This is a genomic window from Agrobacterium sp. 16-2014-1-2a (genome assembly GCF_053522705.1).
The window spans coordinates 1410782-1430156 of sequence record NZ_JBNWBX010000001.1; the positions used below are offsets into that span (position 1 = coordinate 1410782).

17 protein-coding genes, 1 tRNA gene and 1 riboswitch are annotated in these 19375 nt (G+C 58.5%); of the genes, 4 read left to right on the forward strand and 14 right to left on the reverse strand.

What is annotated here, in order from left to right:
• Positions 1-25 precede the first annotated feature (25 nt).
• A complete protein-coding gene (locus tag ACQZ45_RS07060; protein WP_162736228.1) occupies positions 26-1963 on the forward strand; it encodes a glycosyltransferase family 2 protein in 1938 nt (645 codons plus the stop codon).
• 135 nt (positions 1964-2098) lie between these two features.
• Here ACQZ45_RS07060 and ACQZ45_RS07065 read toward each other — a convergent pair whose 3' ends face one another.
• From ACQZ45_RS07065 to ACQZ45_RS07080, 4 genes are all read right to left on the reverse strand, one after another.
• Positions 2099-2392 (reverse strand): hypothetical protein, encoded by a 294-nt coding sequence (locus tag ACQZ45_RS07065; RefSeq protein ID WP_025592400.1) that lies wholly within the window; start codon positions 2390-2392, stop codon positions 2099-2101.
• 90 nt (positions 2393-2482) lie between these two features.
• Positions 2483-3169: an aquaporin Z gene (aqpZ, locus tag ACQZ45_RS07070; protein ID WP_019564342.1), complete on the reverse strand. Its 687-nt coding sequence runs from the start codon at positions 3167-3169 to the stop codon at positions 2483-2485.
• A 154-nt stretch (positions 3170-3323) separates the two neighbouring features.
• A tRNA-Gly gene (locus ACQZ45_RS07075) sits at positions 3324-3397 on the reverse strand.
• A 56-nt stretch (positions 3398-3453) separates the two neighbouring features.
• On the reverse strand, positions 3454-4551 hold the full coding sequence (locus ACQZ45_RS07080) for a 2'-deoxycytidine 5'-triphosphate deaminase (RefSeq protein WP_003514935.1): 1098 nt from the start codon (positions 4549-4551) through the stop codon (positions 3454-3456).
• Positions 4552-4624: 73 nt separating this feature from the next.
• Positions 4625-4703, forward strand: a riboswitch (SAM riboswitch).
• Between the two features lie 42 nt (positions 4704-4745).
• On the opposite strand from ACQZ45_RS07080, the gene ACQZ45_RS07085 reads away from it, so the two are divergent.
• Both ACQZ45_RS07085 and apaG read left to right on the forward strand, forming a co-directional pair.
• Positions 4746-5930: an O-succinylhomoserine sulfhydrylase gene (locus ACQZ45_RS07085; RefSeq protein ID WP_003514934.1), complete on the forward strand. Its 1185-nt coding sequence runs from the start codon at positions 4746-4748 to the stop codon at positions 5928-5930.
• Between the two features lie 235 nt (positions 5931-6165).
• A complete protein-coding gene (gene apaG / locus ACQZ45_RS07090) occupies positions 6166-6558 on the forward strand; it encodes a Co2+/Mg2+ efflux protein ApaG (protein ID WP_003514932.1) in 393 nt (130 codons plus the stop codon).
• A gap of 38 nt (positions 6559-6596) precedes the next feature.
• On the opposite strand, the gene ACQZ45_RS07095 is transcribed toward apaG, so the two are convergent.
• The 3 genes from ACQZ45_RS07095 to ACQZ45_RS07105 form a co-directional block, all read right to left on the reverse strand.
• The gene (locus ACQZ45_RS07095; RefSeq protein WP_003514930.1) at positions 6597-7586 is read right to left on the reverse strand and encodes an Hsp33 family molecular chaperone; all 990 of its coding nucleotides are present in this window, start codon (positions 7584-7586) and stop codon (positions 6597-6599) included.
• 223 nt (positions 7587-7809) lie between these two features.
• Positions 7810-8727, reverse strand: coding sequence for an ornithine carbamoyltransferase (gene argF / locus ACQZ45_RS07100; RefSeq protein WP_003514928.1), 918 nt, complete (start codon positions 8725-8727; stop codon positions 7810-7812).
• A gap of 54 nt (positions 8728-8781) precedes the next feature.
• Positions 8782-9984 (reverse strand): aspartate aminotransferase family protein, encoded by a 1203-nt coding sequence (locus ACQZ45_RS07105; RefSeq protein ID WP_013635420.1) that lies wholly within the window; start codon positions 9982-9984, stop codon positions 8782-8784.
• Between the two features lie 430 nt (positions 9985-10414).
• Between ACQZ45_RS07105 and ACQZ45_RS07110 the strand changes: the two genes are divergently transcribed.
• Positions 10415-10948, forward strand: coding sequence for a GcrA family cell cycle regulator (locus tag ACQZ45_RS07110; RefSeq protein ID WP_003514924.1), 534 nt, complete (start codon positions 10415-10417; stop codon positions 10946-10948).
• A gap of 301 nt (positions 10949-11249) precedes the next feature.
• On the opposite strand, the gene phoB is transcribed toward ACQZ45_RS07110, so the two are convergent.
• From phoB to phoR, 7 genes are all read right to left on the reverse strand, one after another.
• Positions 11250-11933, reverse strand: a complete 684-nt coding sequence (gene phoB / locus ACQZ45_RS07115; protein WP_003493692.1) for a phosphate regulon transcriptional regulator PhoB — start codon at positions 11931-11933, stop codon at positions 11250-11252.
• A 31-nt stretch (positions 11934-11964) separates the two neighbouring features.
• Entirely contained in the window at positions 11965-12690 is a 726-nt protein-coding gene (gene phoU, locus ACQZ45_RS07120; RefSeq protein ID WP_003514921.1) for a phosphate signaling complex protein PhoU, read from the reverse strand.
• A gap of 98 nt (positions 12691-12788) precedes the next feature.
• Positions 12789-13604, reverse strand: coding sequence for a phosphate ABC transporter ATP-binding protein PstB (pstB, locus tag ACQZ45_RS07125; RefSeq protein WP_003514913.1), 816 nt, complete (start codon positions 13602-13604; stop codon positions 12789-12791).
• Between the two features lie 14 nt (positions 13605-13618).
• Positions 13619-14941: a phosphate ABC transporter permease PstA gene (gene pstA / locus ACQZ45_RS07130; RefSeq protein WP_003514911.1), complete on the reverse strand. Its 1323-nt coding sequence runs from the start codon at positions 14939-14941 to the stop codon at positions 13619-13621.
• A complete protein-coding gene (gene pstC / locus ACQZ45_RS07135; RefSeq protein WP_003514909.1) occupies positions 14938-16422 on the reverse strand; it encodes a phosphate ABC transporter permease subunit PstC in 1485 nt (494 codons plus the stop codon). The genes pstA and pstC overlap by 4 nt, the downstream gene beginning before the upstream one ends.
• Positions 16423-16696: 274 nt before the next feature.
• A complete protein-coding gene (locus ACQZ45_RS07140; protein WP_003514907.1) occupies positions 16697-17731 on the reverse strand; it encodes a substrate-binding domain-containing protein in 1035 nt (344 codons plus the stop codon).
• 195 nt (positions 17732-17926) lie between these two features.
• Positions 17927-19186, reverse strand: a complete 1260-nt coding sequence (gene phoR, locus ACQZ45_RS07145) for a phosphate regulon sensor histidine kinase PhoR (RefSeq protein WP_051365513.1) — start codon at positions 19184-19186, stop codon at positions 17927-17929.
• Positions 19187-19375 lie beyond the last annotated feature (189 nt).

Genomic DNA, 19375 nt, shown 5'->3' on the forward strand with positions numbered 1-19375 from the left:
GTTACCATGGCGGCGGCGGCGATGCATGGATTATTTTAGGCACTATACACGAGAATCGTTCCGCACGACGTCAGCGGGGCGAAAAATTGCGTTTTCGCTCATCAGCGACAATCCGCTTTGGACAGCGCCCGAACCGGACGAGCATGGGCCAACACGCTTTCTCTCTTCGCTGGGATTCGGCAAGCCTTATATCGCTGCATTCGAAGAGCAGGCCCTCAAAAACGGCTCAACCGTGGAAGACGAATTGCTGGCGAGCGGCCTAGTCGATGCGGATGCGTATTACGGTGCTTTTGCCAGATTGTTGCGATTGCCGTTTCGACCGGAAATCGATCCGGGTCGTGTGGCAGACATCAATCACCTGGACGCGCAACTAGCCGAACCACGGCTCCTGCGGTTGACACCGCTGAATGGTAAGCCAGTGCTGCTGATCGTGCCGGAACTGGCAAGAATGGAATTGCTGAAAGGCATCCTCGATCAGCGTCCGTATCTTCTTGAAGAACTTGCCGTGACCACGCCACAGGCCATGCGCAGCGCGATCTGGAAGGCGGGCGAAGCACGCCGCTGCCGAGACACGCGACATCAGCTTTTCAACGCGGCGCCACAGCATTCCGCAAGGATCACGCTGCATGGCGAGCAGGGTTTTGTCAGCGGCATTTTCGTTACCCTGCTCGTTCTGTCGCTACTGTTTTATACGCAGGCGGCCCTGGCCTATATTCACGTCACCCTCACGATGCTTTATCTCTCCACCTTGCTTTTCAGGTTGTTTGCACTCGTCCATACGCCAAAAGGAAACGATCCGAAAAACGTCATACCACTCCAGCAGGACGGAGAGCTGCCGGTCTACACTATTCTTATGCCGCTTTATCGCGAAGAGGCGGTCGTTGAGCAGCTCATTCATGCGCTGGAGCGGCTGGACTGGCCCAAATCCCGGCTCGATATCAAGCTCGTCTGCGAGGCAGACGACGTAGCGACGATAGAGGCCATCCAGCGGATAAATCCCGGTCCGCATATCGAGATCGTCAGGGTGCCGCCATCCATGCCACGCACGAAGCCCAAGGCCCTGACCTATGCGCTTTCCGGCGCGCGTGGCACTTTCGTTGCCGTTTACGACGCCGAGGACCGGCCGCATCCGCTGCAATTGCGCGAGGCCTATGCCGCCTTCCGCGACCAGCCGGACGAGGTGGCCTGTGTGCAGGCGCCGCTTATTATCAGCAATGCCAGTTCCTCCTGGCTCAGCGCCTGTTTCGCACTGGAATATTCCGGCCTTTTCCGCTGCATGTTGCCCGTTCTTGCAGCGTGCAGGTTACCGCTGCCGCTTGGTGGCACCTCCAACCATTTCCGCACCGCCGTTTTACGCCGGGTGGGAGGATGGGACCCCTATAATGTGACGGAAGATGCCGATATGGGCCTCCGGCTGCACAGGCTGGGTTATCGCTGTGGTGTCATCCGGCGGCAGACACTGGAGGATGCTCCAACCTCCCTTTCCGTCTGGCTGAACCAGCGCGCGCGTTGGTACAAGGGCTGGCTGCAAAGCTGGCTGGTCATGACCCGCTCGCCCTTCACGACCGCGCACCGCATGGGATGGATCGCCTATATCGTCTTTCAGCTGCTGATTGGCGGCATGCTTCTGTCGTCGCTGGCCCATCCCTTGCTGTTTGTTTCCTTCGCCTTCATGGCCATAGCAATCCGGGAAAACGGCGCGGATATGCTGCTTTCCTGGCAGGGCATTCTGTTTTTCATCGATACGCTGAATATTTTCGGAAGCTACGCCATCTTCGTACTGATGGGCAGAAACAGGATGATAGCTCATGAGAAACAACAGGTCGGACGGCGCTGGTTGGCGATCCCGCTTTACTGGCTGATGCTGTCACTCGCCGCATGGCGCGCCGTGGTGGAATTGAAAACCAAGCCGTTCGTCTGGAACAAGACGCCGCATATGCCGGTCATCAGGAACAAGGCCTGACGACCAGATTTTATAAACGAATTCCGGTTCCGTCAGCGCCGCCACTGCGGATATGGCACAAACCAAAAAGCCTTGCCGATCGAGGCTTCTCCATCGGCAAGCTTTATCGCTTCGCAAAAGATCGGCCGAGCAGCTCTATTTGGTAACGAGCTTGTTCTTGATGAGGCCGACAATGATCTGGACAATCAGGCCGCCGACGCCGCCGCCAACAAGCTGGCCGGCAAGAGCGCCTATATCCATGCCGCCGGCGGCAGCAGTTCCCGCCGTCCCGAGCAGCGATCCGAGCACGGCTCCTCCGCCGATGCCGCCAATAGCGCCGGCAATCAGGTTGCCGAGCGCACCGAGATCGGAATCCTTGAGTATTTTTCCGCCGGCCGAACCACCAACCGCACCGCCGACAATTTGGGCCAATATCGAAGTAAGATCCATGTCATCCTCCTCACAGGTTTCCCCGACCATTCGGGGAAACAATGCTTCCCATTCATGTCTGTGCGGGCCGGAGAAAGCGGGCTTTGAGCCTTAGTCTTTCTCGCCGAAAAGTTTCCAGACCACGGCGCCGATTGCGCCGCCGAGGATCGGAGCGAGCCAGAACAGCCAGAGCTGTTGCAGCGCCCATCCACCAACAAACAACGCCTGTCCCGTCGAGCGGGCCGGATTGACGGATGTATTGGTGACCGGAATGGAGATCAGATGAATAAGTGTGAGAGCAAGGCCGATGGCGATCGGCGCAAAACCAGTGGGAACCCTGCCATGCGTCGATCCCAGAATGACGATCAGGAAAAATGCCGTCAAAATGACTTCGATCAGCAGCGCCGACACGAGCGAATATCCACCCGGTGAATGTTCCCCGTAACCATTTGCGGCAAAACCGCCAATATCGGCACCGGCTTTACCGGTAAGGATGACATAAAGCGCCCCCGCCGCGACGATCGCACCCAGAACCTGCGCCACTATGTAAGGAACGAGGTTCGATGCCGGAAATTTGCCAGCAACGGACAGACCGACGGAAACGGCTGGATTAAAATGACCGCCCGAAATACCCCCGACCGCATATGCCATGGTCAAAACCGTCAGACCGAAAGCGAAAGCGACACCGAGAAAGCCAATGCCGAGTTCAGGAAAAGCAGCGGCAAAAACCGCACTGCCGCAACCTCCGAACACGAGCCAGAAAGTGCCAAGAAATTCCGAAAGAAGCTTGCGACTCATAACACTCCCCCAATAATGTTACGACCGTATCAACTATTACGTGCAATTTAATTGTAGTCAAGCTAAATCGCATAGTCGCACGTTTGCCGCAGCGATGGCGGTGACATGCGCGCTTTTGGCTGGCCAGGAAGTTGTTTGGATTGCCTTGAAAATATGGAGCGGGTGAAGGGAATCGAACCCTCGTATTCAGCTTGGGAAGCTGCTGCTCTACCATTGAGCTACACCCGCGCCGCGCACAAGACATCGGACAGTTCTTATCGGGTGTCAAGCACCCGACAGGATCATTACTCCGCGCGGAAATGCTTGGAGAGCTTCAGGCCCTGTGCCTGATAGTTGGAGCCAAGGCCGCTGCCGTAGAGGCCATCAGGTTTTTGCAACATGTGCTCGTAAACCAGCCGGCCGACGATCTGGCCGTGTTCGAGGATGAAGGGCACCTCGTGGCTGCGCACCTCGAGAACGGCGCGGCTGCCCGTGCCGCCCGCCTGCGCATGGCCGAAGCCTGGATCGAAGAAGCCCGCATAATGCACGCGGAACTCGCCCACCAAGGGATCGAAGGGCGTCATTTCGGCCGCATAAAGTGGCGGTACATGCACGGCTTCACGCGAAACGAGAATATAGAACTCATCCGGATCGAGGATCAGTTCGGCACGGCCGCGGGCGTATAGAGGTTCCCAGAAATCGAGAACATCGTGCTGAGCCTTCTTGTCGACATCTACCACCGCCGTGTGATGCTTGCCGCGATAACCGATCAGCCCTTTTTCACCAAAACCCTTTAGGTCGATGGAAAGCGCGATGCCGCCGCCGGTCACATTAGGGGTTTCGCTGGCGACCAGCATCTCCGTCTCGTGCAATTTCAGAAGCTCGGCCTCGTTGAGCAACGAGTGGCCGATGCGGAAACGGATTTGCGAGAGGCGCGAGCCACGGCGCACGACGACCGGGAAGGTGCGCGGGCTGATTTCCAGATAGAGCGGGCCGGCATAGCCCGCAGGTATCTTGTCGAATTCCTGCGCATTGTCGGTCATGACGCGGGTGAAGATATCAAGACGCCCAGTCGAGCTTTTCGGATTGGCCGAAGCCGACATATCCGCCGGCAGCTCCAGGCTCTCCATCAAGGGCACGATGTAGACGCAACCGGTTTCCAGAACCGCCCCCTCGCTCAGATCGACCTCGTGCAGGCTGAAGCGGTTGAGCTTGTCGATGACTCGGGTTCCGGGGCCGGGCATGAAACTGGCGCGCACGCGATAGGCTTTGGAGCCCAGTCGCAGATCGAGGCTCGCGGGTTGCACCTGATCGACATCGAGATCAGCCTCGCTTTTCAGCTTGCCGCCCGCAAACAGCGCCCTGATCGCGCCATCCGCCAAAATGCCCGTGGTTCTGGTCATGATCATCATTCCTTTTTACGGCGACAAAACCAAAAGGAAAGCATTGACGCAAGCCGGTAACGGCAGTATGGCAAGCTTATCCCGTGGTGATTTGGCCGGTCGGCTTGCAGCCACGTTAAACAAGTGGCTAAAAAGACCGGGTGCTAGGAACCGGTCTGCTTTTGCGACCGGTTTTTTTGTTTTGAGGTGATCACATGAGCAATAAATGGCGCCCGGCAACCCAGCTCGTTCACGGTGGTACGCTACGCTCACCCTATGGTGAAACGTCGGAAGCGATCTATCTGACCCAGGGTTTCGTTTACGAAAACTCCGAAGCCGCCGAAGCGCGCTTCAAGGGCGAAACGGATGGCTTCATCTATGCCCGCTATGCAAGCCCGACCAATGACATGTTCGAAAAGCGCATGTGCCTGCTGGAAGGTGCGGAAGACGCCCGTGCGCTTGCCTCCGGCATGGCCGCCGTGACAGCCGCCATCATGTGCCAGCTGCGTGCCGGCGATCACATCGTTGCTGCCCGCGCGCTTTTTGGCTCCTGCCGTTGGGTGGTAGAAACGCTTGCACCCAAATACGGCATCGAGTGCACGCTGATCGACGGACGCGATCTCAACAATTGGGAAAAGGCGATCCAGCCGAACACCAAGCTGTTTTTCCTCGAAAGCCCGACCAACCCGACGCTCGAAGTGGTAGATATTGCCGGCGTGGCGAAGCTCGCCAACCAGATCGGCGCGAAAGTGGTTGTCGACAATGTTTTCGCCACACCGCTTTTCCAGAAGCCACTCGAACTCGGCGCCCATATCGTCGTTTATTCGGCGACGAAGCATATTGACGGTCAGGGCCGCTGCCTTGGCGGCGTGATCCTTTCCGACAAGAAGTGGATTGAGGAAGAGCTGCAGGACTATTTCCGCCACACCGGCCCAGCCATGTCGCCGTTCAATGCCTGGACGCTACTGAAGGGCATCGAAACCCTGCCGCTGCGTGTCAAGCAGCAGACGGCCAATGCCTCGAAGATCGCCGATTTCCTAGCCGACAGCGGCAAGGTTGCCAAAGTGATCTATCCTGGTCGCGCCGACCATCCGCAGGCAGACATCATCGCGCGGCAGATGTCGGGCGGCTCGACGCTCGTGGCTTTCGAACTGAAGGGCGGCAAGGAAGCGGCATTCGCACTGCAGAACGCGCTTGATATCGTGAAGATTTCCAACAATCTCGGCGATGCCAAGAGCCTCATTACCCACCCTGGCACCACGACGCACAAGAACCTGACCGACGAGGCGCGTGCCGAACTGGGTATTTCCGGCGGGACCTTGCGTCTTTCCTGCGGTATCGAAGATACGGACGATCTGCTGGAAGATCTGGCGAAGGGTCTTGCGGCCGTTTCAGTTTAAGGATTCAATCGACATATCGCCATGGCCCGACTTCCCGTCGGGCCATGGCACGCATCCCGCCTGGGTGAAAGCCCGCGTCGGGCAACCAATATTTACCTTTACCGTTATCCCTAACGGTGAAAAAACGGCGCAACAGAAGATGCACGTGGTCGTCAAGTCATTCATTTTCTTGACGATAGCCAGAACCTGTAGTGTAGGATGATGGCAGCAGGGAAAATATCGAGGTGTGGCGCGTATGTATCGTGCTCTGACAAGGGATATCGAGGTAACGGTCGATCCGTATTATCTCGAGGAGCAGTCCGACCCGGATGACGATCGCTATGTCTGGGGCTATAAAGTCGTGATCTCGAACAATTCCGATGTTCCGATAACACTCGTCAACCGCTATTGGCACATCACCGACCAGAACGGACAGGTGGATGAGGTCTACGGGCCGGGTGTCGTCGGCGAAAAACCGCATCTGAACCCCGGCGACAGTTACGAATATTCATCCGGCTGCCCGCTGGATACGCCGTCAGGCCTTATGTTTGGCCATTATGAAATGGAAACGGACAAAGGCGAGGTGTTCAACGTCACCATCCCCGCCTTTTCACTGGATTCACCCGGCCTGTTGCGGGTGCTGAACTGACAAAAAAGCCGCGCCATTCACAAGCGCGGCTCTCCTCGTCAGACGTTTTCAAACTCGCTGACATCGTAGCGATAGGTCGTGGAGCAGAACTCGCACGTCACGGCAATCGCACCGTCTTCCTCACTCGCCTTGATCTCTTCGGCGGTGAAACCGGACAGCACACCCTTGATCTTGTCCCGTGAACAGCTGCAACGGTCGAAAATGACCTGCGGATCGTAGATGCGCACGCCGCTCTCGTGGAAAAGCCTGTAAAGCAGACGCTCCACTGGCACCTGCGGATCGGTCAGCTCGTCGGTATCCACCGTATTCAGCAGCGACACTGCCTCTGTCCAGGCATCGTCCTCCGCCACTTCATAATCGCCCTCGTCGCCGTCACCGCCATGGAGATCGCGCATGCGCAAACGCTCGGGCGCCTGCGGCAGGAACTGGGCAATCACGCCGCCTGCACGCCAGCTATGGCGTGGCTTCCCTTCGCCGTCACGGTCGAAGAACTGGGCAACGCCGAGGCGCACGCGGGTGGGAAGCTGTTCCGACTGACGGAAATAAACCCCGGCGATTTCTTCCAGCGAAGAACCGTCCAGCGGCACGATGCCCTGATAAGGCTGCATGCCGACGCCCTGATCGATGGTGAAGGCCAGAATGCCGGTTCCGAGCAGTTGTTCGGGCGAGGTTTGCCCCGCAGCAACAGCTTCCGCCAGCCGCTCCTCATCGAAACGGGCATAAGCGCGCATGCTCTCGGGCGCGGTGAAATCCGCCACCAGAAGGTCAACCGGGCCGTCGCCCTTGGTCTGCACAGTCAGCTTGCCGGAAAATTTCAGGGATGTGCCGATCAGCGCCGTCAGAACCGTTGCTTCCGCGAGCAGGCGGGCGACAATCTCGGGATATTCGTGACGTTCGAGGATGGCATTCAACAGCGGCCCGACCTGTACGGCGCGACCGCGCACGTCCAGACCTTCGACCTGAAAGGGCACAACCTTGTCGTCGCCAGCTAAATCGAGATTGTCCAGTTCAACCGTTACATCTGCCATGTCATAACTCCTTGGCGCAGCCGTTGCGCCGCTACCGTCCAAAAGTCCGGCTTTTAAAATGTACTTTTTCAGCTTGTCGCACAGAGATCCGGGAAGCGAAACCGCCTCCGGGGAAAATCGTGCAAATCGTGAGGTGGCCCGCCAGCGAAAAGCCGACGAGCGTCTTCGAAGCCCCACAGATGGGAATGTGCATCGCCGAGTTCAAGCACCCGGCCGATAGCGGTCAGATGACGCCCATGCACCATGCGATAATGGACTTCTGCGCATGGAGCCGGTTTTCCGCCTCGTCGAAGACCACCGATTGCGGCCCGTCGATCACTGCATCCGTTACTTCCTCGCCGCGATGCGCCGGCAGGCAGTGCATGAACAGCGCTTCCTTGTTGGCCTTCGCCATCAGCGCTTCATTGACCTGATAAGGCTGGAAGATATTGTGGCCGCGCGCCTTGTGTTCCTGGTTCATGGACACCCAGGTATCGGTGACGACGCAATCAGCGCCCGCCACTGCCTTGTCGGCATCGTGGTACAGCGAGATTTCGCCACCATTGTTGCGTGCCCAGTTCAGGAACTTGTCGTGCGGTTCCGAACCCATCGGGACTGCCATCGCCATGCGGTAACCGAAACGGGCGGAGCCTTCCACGAACGAATGCAGCACGTTATTGCCGTCACCCGTCCAGGCAATGGTCTTGCCCTTGACCGGGCCGCGATGTTCTTCGAACGTCAATATATCCGCCATGATCTGGCAGGGATGCGTGTCGTCCGTCAGGCCATTGATAACAGGCACGGTGGCGTGTTCGGCAAGCTCGAGCAGACGCGAGTGATCCGTGGTGCGGATCATGATGGCATCGACATAGCGCGACAAAACCTTGGCCGTATCGCCAATCGTTTCCGCGCGGCCCAGCTGCATTTCCGTGCCCGACAGGAACAGGGTCTCACCGCCGAGCTGGCGCATGCCGACATCGAAGGAGACGCGGGTGCGTGTGGACGGTTTTTCGAAAATCATTGCCAGCATCTTGCCAGCAAGCGGCTTTTCCGCCGTGCCGGTTTTGGTGGCAATCTTGCGCGTGCGCGCATCATCAAGAATTGTCCGCAGATCCTCCGACCCGACGGCCGAGAGGTCCAGAAAATGTTTTGGTGAACCCATTCTAATCTGTCCCATGCTTGCGAGCCCCTGAAGAGAGGCCCGCTCTTGATTTTTTCAGGCGCTTTTTGCCTGTTTCGCAACCGTCAGGGAGGCGGCAGCCGCGTCGATACGTGCAAGACCCTCACGGGCCTCTTCCGCCGTGGTGACGAGCGGCGGCAGAAGACGGATGACATTGTCGCCCGCAGGAACGCCAAGCAGATGCTCTGCGCGCATGGCCTGCAGCAATTCGCCCGAAGGAATCTTCGCCTTGATGCCCAGAAGCAGACCTTCGCCGCGAATTTCCTCGATCACGTCAGGATAACGGTCCTTGAGCGAGGCCAGACCCTGCCGGAAGACCAGCGCGACGTCACGGACCTTCTCGAGAAAACCTTCGGAGAGAACGACGTCAAGCACGGCATTGCCGACTGCCATGGCCAGCGGGTTGCCGCCATAGGTGGTGCCATGTACGCCCGCCGTCATGCCGGAAGCGGCATCTGCCGTGGCAAGGCATGCGCCGAGCGGGAAACCGCCACCGATACCCTTGGCGACCGCCATGATATCGGGCGCAACACCGGTATGTTCATAAGCAAACAGCTTGCCTGTGCGGCCGACACCCGTCTGGACCTCATCGAAAATCAGCAGCAGGCCGTGCTCGTCGCACAATCCGCGCAGAATTTGCAGGAATTCCTTGCTGGGCGAGCGAATGCCGCCCTCGCCCTGGATGGGCTCGATCAGAAGTGCTGCAGTCTCAGCCGTGATGACGGCCTTGAGGGCATCGACATCACCGAACGGAACCTGATCGAAACCTTCGACCTTGGGACCGAAACCTTCGAGGTATTTCTGCTGGCCACCCGCGGCGATCGTCGCCAGTGTACGGCCATGGAAAGCGCCTTCGAAGGACACGATGCGGAACTTCTCCGGATGGCCCTTGGTATAGTGATAGCGGCGGGCGGTCTTGATGGCGCATTCCAGGGCTTCCGCGCCTGAATTTGTGAAGAATACCTTGTCCGCGAAAGTCGCTTCCGTCAGGCGCCTGGCGAGTTTTTCCTGTCCCGGCACTTCATAAAGGTTCGAGACGTGCCAGACCTTCTCGGCCTGCGTCTTGATCGCATCAACGAGGTGAGGATGGGCGTGGCCCAGCGAGTTGACAGCGACACCGGCCGCAAAATCCAGATATCGCTCGCCGCTTTCCGTGAACAGCCATACACCCTCACCGCGCTCGAAGCGCAGGGGGGCTCTTGAAAACGTATCAAACAATGGCGCGCCGGCTTCGGCCATGGCTGTATCACTCCTTGCGCAGATGCGCTGTCAAACTGTTGTCAATAGGCTTGCGGGGTTATCCCTCGCCTGAAAATCAAAATGCCGCCTTGCGGCGGCAGGGGCACTATTGTCACTTCGTTTGCCGATGTCAACAAAAGTCAGCGTTTCCCGGGCTTCTCAAGCACTAGTATGCGGCGGCGGGCCAGCCCCAAGGTGTTGCCTTTCAGACTCAATACGCCAGCAAGTTGGGGAAAACCGGAAAATCGATTCCAGATGATTCCCGCGACTCTTGCCACGGAGTCGGGCTGGCACTAGGTTAATCGCTAATTACTAGACTGCATTGCGGCGGAACTAGTCACCGAAAATCAGGCGGAAACCACGCTTGCGGCATGCGCGCGAGACGGAGAGGGATTCTGCCGAAAATACACGCGACAAGCGGAGAAGCGGCATGAACTGGACAGACGAACGAGTCGAAAAGCTCAAGAAATTGTGGTCCGAGGGCCTTAGCGCCAGCCAGATTGCAGCGCAGCTGGGCGGCGTCAGCCGTAATGCCGTGATCGGCAAGGTCCATCGTCTCAATCTGCCGGGACGCGTCAAGGCTGGCGGTCCAGTGACTTCGGCACGCTCCGCGCCGAAGCGCACAGCTGCCCCTGCCCCGCGCGCGACGACTTTCGCAGGTCGCGTCAACGCGGCACCGGCGCGTATCCTCACCCGTTCGAACGCGGCAACGGCGCTGCACGAGGAGATCGATATCGAGACCGCGCAGGTGCTCGATTACGTTCCTTCCAAGAACGTTGTCACGCCGATTTCCCGTCGCCTGACGCTGACGGAACTGACCGAGCGCACCTGCAAATGGCCGGTTGGCGATCCGCTGAAGGACGACTTCCATTTCTGCGGTTGTGAGGCGCTGGAATCTTCGCCCTATTGCAAGTTCCATGCGAAACTCGCCTACCAGCCGGTGAGCGAGCGCCGCAAGGCTTGAGTGTTGCGGCACGCATTCAGCACTCAAAAATTACGGGCCTTCGGGCCCGTTTTTTTTATGACAAAAATCAAGCCGCTTTCTGGGGCGACTTGATGGCAGGCCACACCCTTTCCCCTTACTATTGGGCGTGACCCTTCAATCCGGATTTCAACGCGCAGCCGATCTTCTCCGGTCAAAACGGACAATGGCATCGAGTTTGGCGGATATTCACATTGAAAAAGCCCGAAACCGTTTCAGATTTCGGGCTTCCTGATTTTTTGGTGCACTACTTCGCCAGCGAAACCACCTGGTTCCGCGTCGCTCAGGCTTCCATAGAATATCCCGCGCCACGCACCGTGCGGATGACATCCTGCATGTGCGAGAAATTCAGGGCCTTGCGCAGACGTCCGACGTGCACATCGACAGTGCGCTCGTCGACATAGATATCATGACCCCAGACGCCATCCAGCAATTGCGAGCGGGAAAACACCCGACCCGGCGACGTCATCAGGAATTCCAGCAAGCGGAATTCCGTCGGGCCGAGGCGCACTTCGCGGCTTTTGCGGTGAACGCGATGGGTCTCGCGATCCAGTTCGATATCGCCGCATTTGAGCACCGACGACAGAACCTCGGGACGGGCCCGGCGCAACATGGCCTTGACCCGGGCCATGAGTTCCGGCGTCGAGAACGGCTTGACGACATAATCGTCAGCGCCGGTAGCGAGACCGCGAACCCGTTCGCTCTCTTCGCCACGCGCCGTCAGCATGATGATGGGCAGGCGTTCTGTTTCCGGCCGCATTCTCAAGCGCCGGCATAGTTCGATACCGGAGACACCGGGCAACATCCAGTCCAGGATGAGAAGATCCGGAATGCGCTCCTGCAGCCTGATTTCCGCCTCATCGCCACGGGGTATCGTGTCGACGTCGTATCCCTCAGCCTCGAGATTGTAACGAAGCAGGACGCTCAACGCTTCCTCGTCTTCCACAACTGCAATCTTGGGCACCATATGCTGAACTCCGCAAGCTTCTGCTTGTCTGTTACTCGGTCACCGAACCAAGCGTGTTGGAACTGTCGTCCTTCGGACGCTCGCCCTCCGGCTGGCTGCCGGTGGTCATGTAATAGATCGTCTCTGCGATATTGGTCGCATGATCGCCGATACGCTCGATGTTCTTGGCGCAGAACAGAAGATGCGTGCAGGTGGTGATGTTGCGCGGGTCTTCCATCATGTAGGTCAGAAGCTCCCGGAAGAGCGACGTGTACATGGCATCGATTTCCTCGTCGCGTTCACGGATCGCATTGGCCTTTTCGGCGGAACGCGTGGAATAGACGTCGAGGACTTCCTTGAGCTGCACCAGCGCCAGGTCGGACAGATGCTCGATGCCGCGGGCGAGCTTGCGCGGAACGCCGGTGCCGGCGACAGCGATAACGCGCTTGGCCGTGTTCTTGCCAAGATCGCCGACGCGTTCGAGATCGGCGGCGATACGCAGGGTGCCGATGATCTCGCGAAGGTCTGCCGCCATCGGCTGACGCTTGGCGATGGTTACGATCGCCTTGTCGCCGATTTCGCGCTCAGCGTGGTCGAGAATGGTATCGTCCGAAATGACTTTCTGCGCGAGCGCAGCATCGGAATTGACGAGTGCGCGCACGGCGTCACCGCACATCTGCTCGGCAAGACCGCCCATTTCGGCGATGCGGCGCGTCAGAAACTTCAGTTCGTCGTCATAGGCAGACAGGATATGCGAATGGGTCGTTGTCTGTGTCATGGTCTATTCCTCCGGCTTGGCCTGCATGCGCGTGCCCAACAGCGGGGCACGGCAGAGGCACCAGTCTTGTACGGTTACGATAAAGCACCGGCCGGGGATCAGCCGAAGCGGCCCATGATGTAGTCCTGCGTGCGCTGGTCGTCCGGATTGGTGAACATCTTGTCGGTTTCGTTTTCTTCGACAAGATGACCAAGATGGAACATGGCCGTACGCTGGGAAACGCGCGCCGCCTGCTGCATGGAGTGCGTGACGATGACGATGGTGTAGTTGGTGCGCAGTTCGTGGATCAGTTCCTCGACCTTCGCAGTCGCGATCGGATCCAGCGCCGAGCACGGCTCGTCCATCAGGATCACTTCCGGGCTGACGGCAACCGCGCGTGCGATGCACAGACGCTGCTGCTGGCCACCGGAGAGGCCCGTGCCGGATTCCAGCAAACGATCCTTCACCTCGTTCCAGAGACCCGCTTTCTGCAAGCTATGCTCGACGATCTGGTCCATATCCGCCTTGTTGCGGGCGAGACCATGGATACGCGGGCCGTAGGCGATGTTCTCATAAATCGTCTTCGGAAACGGGTTCGGCTTCTGGAACACCATGCCGACGCGGGCACGCAGTTCCACGACGTCGATCTGCTGATCGTAGATATCGTCGGTATCGAGCGTGATCTTGCCGGTGACCCGGCAACCGTCGATCGTGTCGTTCATGCGGTTCAAGGTGCGCAGGAAAGTGGATTTACCGCAACCGGACGGGCCGATAAGTGCAGTCACCGTGTTTTCGCGGACATTGAGGTTCACGTCGTAAAGCGCGCGCTTTTCGCCGTAATAAACCGAAACATCCTTGCCGATCATCTTGTATGAGACTTCATTCATTTTCTTGTCCAGCGCCTTTTCAACTGCTGCTTCCGACAACATGTTCATTGCTCTAGCTCCCTCTACCAGCGCCGCTCAAAGCGGCGACGCAACAGGATTGCGCCAACATTCATGAGAATGAGGAACAGAAGCAGGATGATGATAGCGCCAGATGTCCGTTCGACAAAGGCGCGCTCAGCTTCGTTCGCCCACATGTAAATCTGCACCGGCAGGGCCGTGGACGGATCCATAGGCGTTGTCGGATAGTTCGCGACGAATGCCACCATGCCGATCAGAAGCAGCGGCGCCGTTTCGCCCAGTGCGTGGGCGAGACCGATGATGGTGCCGGTCAGAATGCCAGGCATTGCCAGCGGCAGGACGTGATGGAAAATCGTCTGCATCTTGGAAGCGCCAAGACCGAGTGCGGCGGCGCGGATCGACGGCGGCACGGCCTTCAATGCAGCGCGGGTGGCGATGATGATCGTCGGCAGGGTCATCAGCGTCAGGACGAGGCCGCCGACCAGCGAGGCCGAGCGTGGAAAGCCCATGAAGTTGATGAAGACGGAGAGACCGAGCAGACCGTAAACAATGGAGGGAACAGCCGCCAGATTGTTGATGTTGACCTCGATAAGGTCCGTCAAACGGTTCTTGGGGGCAAATTCCTCCAGATAGATGGAGGCCGCAACACCGATCGGCAGCGACAGCACCAGCACGATCAGCATCATGTAGAACGAGCCGATCAGCGCAACGCCAACACCCGCGGCTTCCGGACGGCTCGAAGCGCCGTTGACGAAGATGCCGGTATTGAAATGCTTGCCAAGCTGTCCGCTTTCCACGAGCTGGTTCATCCAGCCGAGCTGCTGGTTCGAGATACGGCGGTTTGCTTCATCCCCCGACATGTCGACCTGGCCCTTGAAGGCGCTGTCGACATCACCCGACGCCAGAAGCGTGACGCTGCGCGTGGTGCCGATGACGGACGGATCGGCGACGACGATATCACGCAGCTGGGTGCGTACGCTGTCGGAGATCATGACGTTGACGGCGCGAAGACCGGCCTTATCCGTCGGCGCGACGCCGAGAACCTTTGCCACCGCATCACGGGCGAGGACGGGATAGTTGGCCGTCATCAGCTTTGCCGGATTGGTTGCGCGCTCGTTCTTTGGATCGATGATCAGTTCGGAAAACTCGACCGGAACGGTGATCATCGTCTGCTGGAAGGCGGTGTGACCCTTGGATACGACCGACCAGAGCAGCAGAAAGAGGAAGATGAGGCCGAACGAGATTGCTGCCAATCCATAGGCGCGGAAGCGGCGTTCAGCTGCATAGCGACGCTTGATGCCGATATCACGGCGCGTGGCCTTGTTCACGGCGGCAGCACCGGCCGCCGGAGAAACGATGTCGGTCATTCATATTGCTCCCGGTATTTGCGCACGATGTAAAGCGCGTAGATATTCAGGCAAAGCGTGATTGCAAAAAGAGTTATGCCCAGCGCGAAGGCCACCAGCGTTTGCGGCGAGGTAAACTCAAGGTCACCCGTCAGCTGGCTGACAATCTTGACCGTCACTGTTGTCATGGGTTCGAAGGGGTTGAGCTGCAGGCGGGCAGCGACACCAGCCGCAAGAACCACGATCATGGTCTCGCCGATCGCACGCGACGCCGTCATCAGCACGGCGCCGACGATGCCGGGAAGAGCGGCGGGAAGGATGACCTTCTTGATGGTTTCAGAGCGCGTGGCGCCGAGACCGAGAGAGCCATCGCGCAGCGAACGCGGCACGGCGGTGATGATGTCGTCAGACAGCGACGAAACATAAGGGATCAGCATGATGCCCATGACGAAGCCGGCGGTGATGACGCTCTGCGCCTGGATGAAGTTGGCGTAGTTGCCTGTCGCAAGACCGCTGATCTGCGTGGAAATGTCTCGCAGGAAAGGACCAACGGTCGTCAGCGCGAAGAAGCCGTAGACGATTGTCGGGATGCCCGCGAGCACCTCGAGCAGCGGCTTTACAATCGAGCGAAGGCGCGGCGTCGCATATTCCGACATATAGATCGCCGAAAACAGCCCGACCGGAACGGCGACCAGCATGGCGACGAAACCAATATAGAGCGTGCCGGCGAGCAGCGGGATCAGGCCGAACTGGCCGGAAGAGTCGGTCGCACCGGCAGCGGCAAAACGCGGATCCCATACCGTTCCGAAGAAGAACTGGTGCGCCGGAACCATGGTAAAGAACTGGATTGCTTCCGAAAGCATCGAAAGGACGATGCCGATGGTCGTCAGGATGGCGATGGACGACGCGACGACCAGAGCCGCGAGAATGACCCGCTCCACCCTGTTGCGCGCCCGAAAACGCGGCGCGATTGAACGCAGTGCATAAGCGGCACCGGCGAATGCGGCCAGCAGCACGGTGGCGATCATGCCCAGGCGGCTGGTGGAGGTCATCGCATTCAGCGTCTGGGCGGCATCGACCATGAAACGCTGGGGTTCGCCGGCAATTGCCACGCCCTTCGATGCAAGAAGCGATCTTACCGCAGCCGTATCCGCATCAACCTTTGCGGTTTCTTCCGGCGTCAGACGCTGAAGACCGCGGGCGATGGACGTTACCATGCCGTAGGTGAGGCTCTGCTGCGCTTCGGATTGGGAGCGCACATCTTCGGGAAATTCGCCACGCACCGCAGAGGTAACGATCAGCGGGCTGATAACAAGCCAGATACAGAGAATGAGCGCTGCGGGCAGCACCGCCCAGACGACAGCGTAGGAACCGTGATAACCGGCACGGGAATGCATGCTGGAGGGACGCCCACCAGACAAAGCAACGGCGCGGCGGCTGCCGAGCAGATAACTGCCGATGCCGATCAACACCAGTATCAGCAAAAGGATCGATGTGTTCATTAGAGTTCCCTCGTCGTGCCTCAAGAGCACGGTGCGATATCGGGCAAATCAAAAAGTCATCAAAACGAGACCGCTGGACCATCCAGAGATGCTTGCCGCCTGACTGTAACAAAGTCTGGCAAGCGTCAAGGTTGATACATCCTATCCATCTGTAATCCATCAACAATTATGTGGACGGCGATGGATGGGAACTGTCAACCGGAGACAGCCGCCTTAAGCACAACGGTACCGGAGCGGAGAGAGGGGTGCGGCAGGCCACACCCCTCCTTGTTTATTACATCGAAGCGCCGGCAGCGAACTTGGAGCGAATTTCTTCGCGTTCTTTTTCCGGAGCGGCAACGAGGCCGTAGTTTGCGAGCGGGGAGTCGGGGCCGATCATTTCGTCAGAAACGAAGAACTCGACATATTCCTTGAGGCCCGGGATAACGCCCAAGTGAGCCTTCTTCACGTAGAAGAACAGCGGGCGCGAAACCGGGTACTTGCCGCTGGCAACGGTTTCCGTGGACGGAACAACGCCGCTGACGGTCGCAACCTTCAGGCGGTCAGCGTTGTTCTCGTAAAATGCCAGGCCGAAAACGCCGAGGCCGGTCTTGTTGGCGTCGATGCGGGCAAGCGTCTCGGTGTAGTCGCCGTCGATGTCGACTGCAGCGCCGTCCTTGCGAACTGCAACGCACTTGGCAGCAGCCTGCTTGGCGTCGGTGATCAGCGCCTTGATGGCGTCGGTCGCCTTGGCTTCCTTGCAGCCGTCAGCCATGATCTTCTCTTCGAAGACTTCACGTGTGCCGTGCTTGGAACCCGGAATGTAAGCGGCGATCGCTACATCAGGCAGTTCCTTGTTGATTTCCGACCACTTCTTGTAAGGGTTGGCAACGAGCTTGCCGTCCTTGACGATTTCAGCGGCGAGCGCGAGGTACAGATCCTTCGGCTCGAGCTTGATGTCCTTGTTGGAAGAGTCCATTGCGAAGACGATGCCGTCGTAGCCGATCTTCACTTCCTGAACGTCGGCAACGCCAGCGGCCTTACAAGCGGCAAGTTCGTCGCTCTTGATCGGGCGCGAAGCGTTTGCAATGTCGATGGTGCCTTCGCCGACGCCAGAGCAGAACGCCTTCAGACCGCCGCCCGTGCCGCCAGACTCAACAACCGGAGCCTTGAAGTTCGGAAAAGTCTCAGCAAAAGTTTCGGCAACGATCTTGGCATAGGGCAGAACCGTGGAGGAACCAGCAACCTGGATCTGGTCGCGAGCAGCGGCGGCGCCAGCGAAGGCGACAGAAGCCACCAGAGCTGCTGCGGAAAATTTAACGAAGTTCATTTGTCTCTCCCGTCGTGGGCTTGTTTGTGGACGCAGCCGATAGCGGCAGACGCTCTTAGCATGCGCTCGGCGGTCTCTTCTTAACCACCGTAACCACTTCCTTTTATGTCACTTCGGTGAAAGATTTGTGACAGCCTAAATTATTGATTTTATTTATAAAATTTTTCGAAGCTGAAGACTGTAACGTACTCTATGTCAGAATCTGACGGTAAAGTCCGTGCCATTGCCCAGTTCCGATTTAATGATGAGGCGGGCGCGGTGGCGGGTGAGGATGTGCTTGACGATGGCAAGCCCGAGGCCGGTCCCTTTTTTGGAGCGACTGTCAGCGACACTGACGCGGTAAAACCGTTCCGTCAGACGCGGCACATGTTCGGCAGGAATGCCCGGCCCCTTGTCAATGACGCTCACCTCCACCGGCTTACCGGGATCGGCACGCAGCCAGACATCCACGACCTTGCCTTCCTGGCCATATTTACAAGCATTTTCAACGAGGTTCTGAAACACTTGCACCAGTTCGTCGCGGTCGCCCTGCACTTCTGCCGGCCGGTCGGGCAGATGCAGCGTAATAACCACATCCAGCTCGTTGGCGAGCGGCAGCAGCGCATCCCGGACATGGCCGATGACTGGGACGAGATCGACCTTCTGGTCCGGCGCAATATTCGCCCGCAATTCCAGCCTTGAAAGCGACATGAGGTCATCCACCAGCCTGCTCATGCGTGTGGCCTGATCGAGCATGATGGCGAGGAAACGTTCCTGCGCTTTGGGGTCGTTGCGGGCCGGCCCCTGCATGGTTTCGATGAAACCGCGCAGCGAGGCGAGCGGGGTGCGCAATTCATGGCTTGCATTGGCGACGAAGTCGCTGCGCATGCGGTCGATGCGGCGAAGCTCCGAAACATCGCGGAACGACAGGATGTAGAACGGTGGACCCGCTGCCTCTCCCGCATCCGCCCGGGCAATGCGGACGATGAAGACCCGCTCTGAGGGAAAACGCTCGGAATGCTCGACCTGGTTGGGCTGGCCGGTGGTGATGGTTTCGCGAATGACATCCAGCAAGCCCGGCGAACGCAGCCGGGCGGAAATATGTGCGCCGGCCGGAAGCTGGCCAAAGGCGCGTTCCGCCGCGCCGTTCTGATAAAGCACGCCTGCGTTTTTATCGAGGATGAAGACCGGCGTATCCAGAACGGCCAGACCCGCCCTCACCCCGGAAATGACGTTTTCGCCGGGCACATCAGGTTCTTCCGCCTCAGCAGCTGCGGTTTCATCCTTAGCCGGCTCCTCCGGCTTTTGCCGAGCGGTCAAAATAGCGATGACGGCACAGAGCCACAGGACGGCTGGCATATAGGGCGTTTGCAACTCAGAAACGGCAGCGACGGCAAGCATGCTGACGACGAGAACAGGCAACCAGTTTCGGCCAAGCTTTTTCGCAAAAAGCTTCAATCCACTCTCGCCTTTCATGACTGCCATTTCAGCACACTTTCCACTTTCACCTGACAGCGCATCGGAGTCTCATAGGCCAGCTTCATGACAGAGATTCATCATCGCGTATTTTCCACAGCGTATATGCGCAAAATCTGCGCCGCAATCGTCACTGCGGTAGCACTCCGGCTAACCAATCCTCTTTCACTTGAATTATGCGGGTGGATA

Coding starts and splice junctions, on each gene's coding strand:
- ACQZ45_RS07140 (WP_003514907.1), bottom strand. CDS start 17,731: ATGAACTTCGTTAAATTTTCCGCAGCAGCTCTGGTGGCTTCTGTCGCC.
- ACQZ45_RS07080 (WP_003514935.1), bottom strand. CDS start 4,551: ATGACCAGAACCACGGGCATTTTGGCGGATGGCGCGATCAGGGCGCTG.
- ACQZ45_RS07065 (WP_025592400.1), bottom strand. CDS start 2,392: ATGGATCTTACTTCGATATTGGCCCAAATTGTCGGCGGTGCGGTTGGT.
- argF (WP_003514928.1), bottom strand. CDS start 8,727: ATGGGTTCACCAAAACATTTTCTGGACCTCTCGGCCGTCGGGTCGGAG.
- phoU (WP_003514921.1), bottom strand. CDS start 12,690: ATGACACAGACAACGACCCATTCGCATATCCTGTCTGCCTATGACGAC.
- ACQZ45_RS07085 (WP_003514934.1), top strand. CDS start 4,746: ATGAGCAATAAATGGCGCCCGGCAACCCAGCTCGTTCACGGTGGTACG.
- ACQZ45_RS07105 (WP_013635420.1), bottom strand. CDS start 9,984: ATGGCCGAAGCCGGCGCGCCATTGTTTGATACGTTTTCAAGAGCCCCC.
- phoR (WP_051365513.1), bottom strand. CDS start 19,186: ATGAAAGGCGAGAGTGGATTGAAGCTTTTTGCGAAAAAGCTTGGCCGA.
- ACQZ45_RS07110 (WP_003514924.1), top strand. CDS start 10,415: ATGAACTGGACAGACGAACGAGTCGAAAAGCTCAAGAAATTGTGGTCC.
- aqpZ (WP_019564342.1), bottom strand. CDS start 3,169: ATGAGTCGCAAGCTTCTTTCGGAATTTCTTGGCACTTTCTGGCTCGTG.
- pstC (WP_003514909.1), bottom strand. CDS start 16,422: ATGAACACATCGATCCTTTTGCTGATACTGGTGTTGATCGGCATCGGC.
- ACQZ45_RS07060 (WP_162736228.1), top strand. CDS start 26: ATGGATTATTTTAGGCACTATACACGAGAATCGTTCCGCACGACGTCA.
- apaG (WP_003514932.1), top strand. CDS start 6,166: ATGTATCGTGCTCTGACAAGGGATATCGAGGTAACGGTCGATCCGTAT.
- phoB (WP_003493692.1), bottom strand. CDS start 11,933: ATGGTGCCCAAGATTGCAGTTGTGGAAGACGAGGAAGCGTTGAGCGTC.
- pstB (WP_003514913.1), bottom strand. CDS start 13,604: ATGAACATGTTGTCGGAAGCAGCAGTTGAAAAGGCGCTGGACAAGAAA.
- ACQZ45_RS07095 (WP_003514930.1), bottom strand. CDS start 7,586: ATGGCAGATGTAACGGTTGAACTGGACAATCTCGATTTAGCTGGCGAC.
- pstA (WP_003514911.1), bottom strand. CDS start 14,941: ATGACCGACATCGTTTCTCCGGCGGCCGGTGCTGCCGCCGTGAACAAG.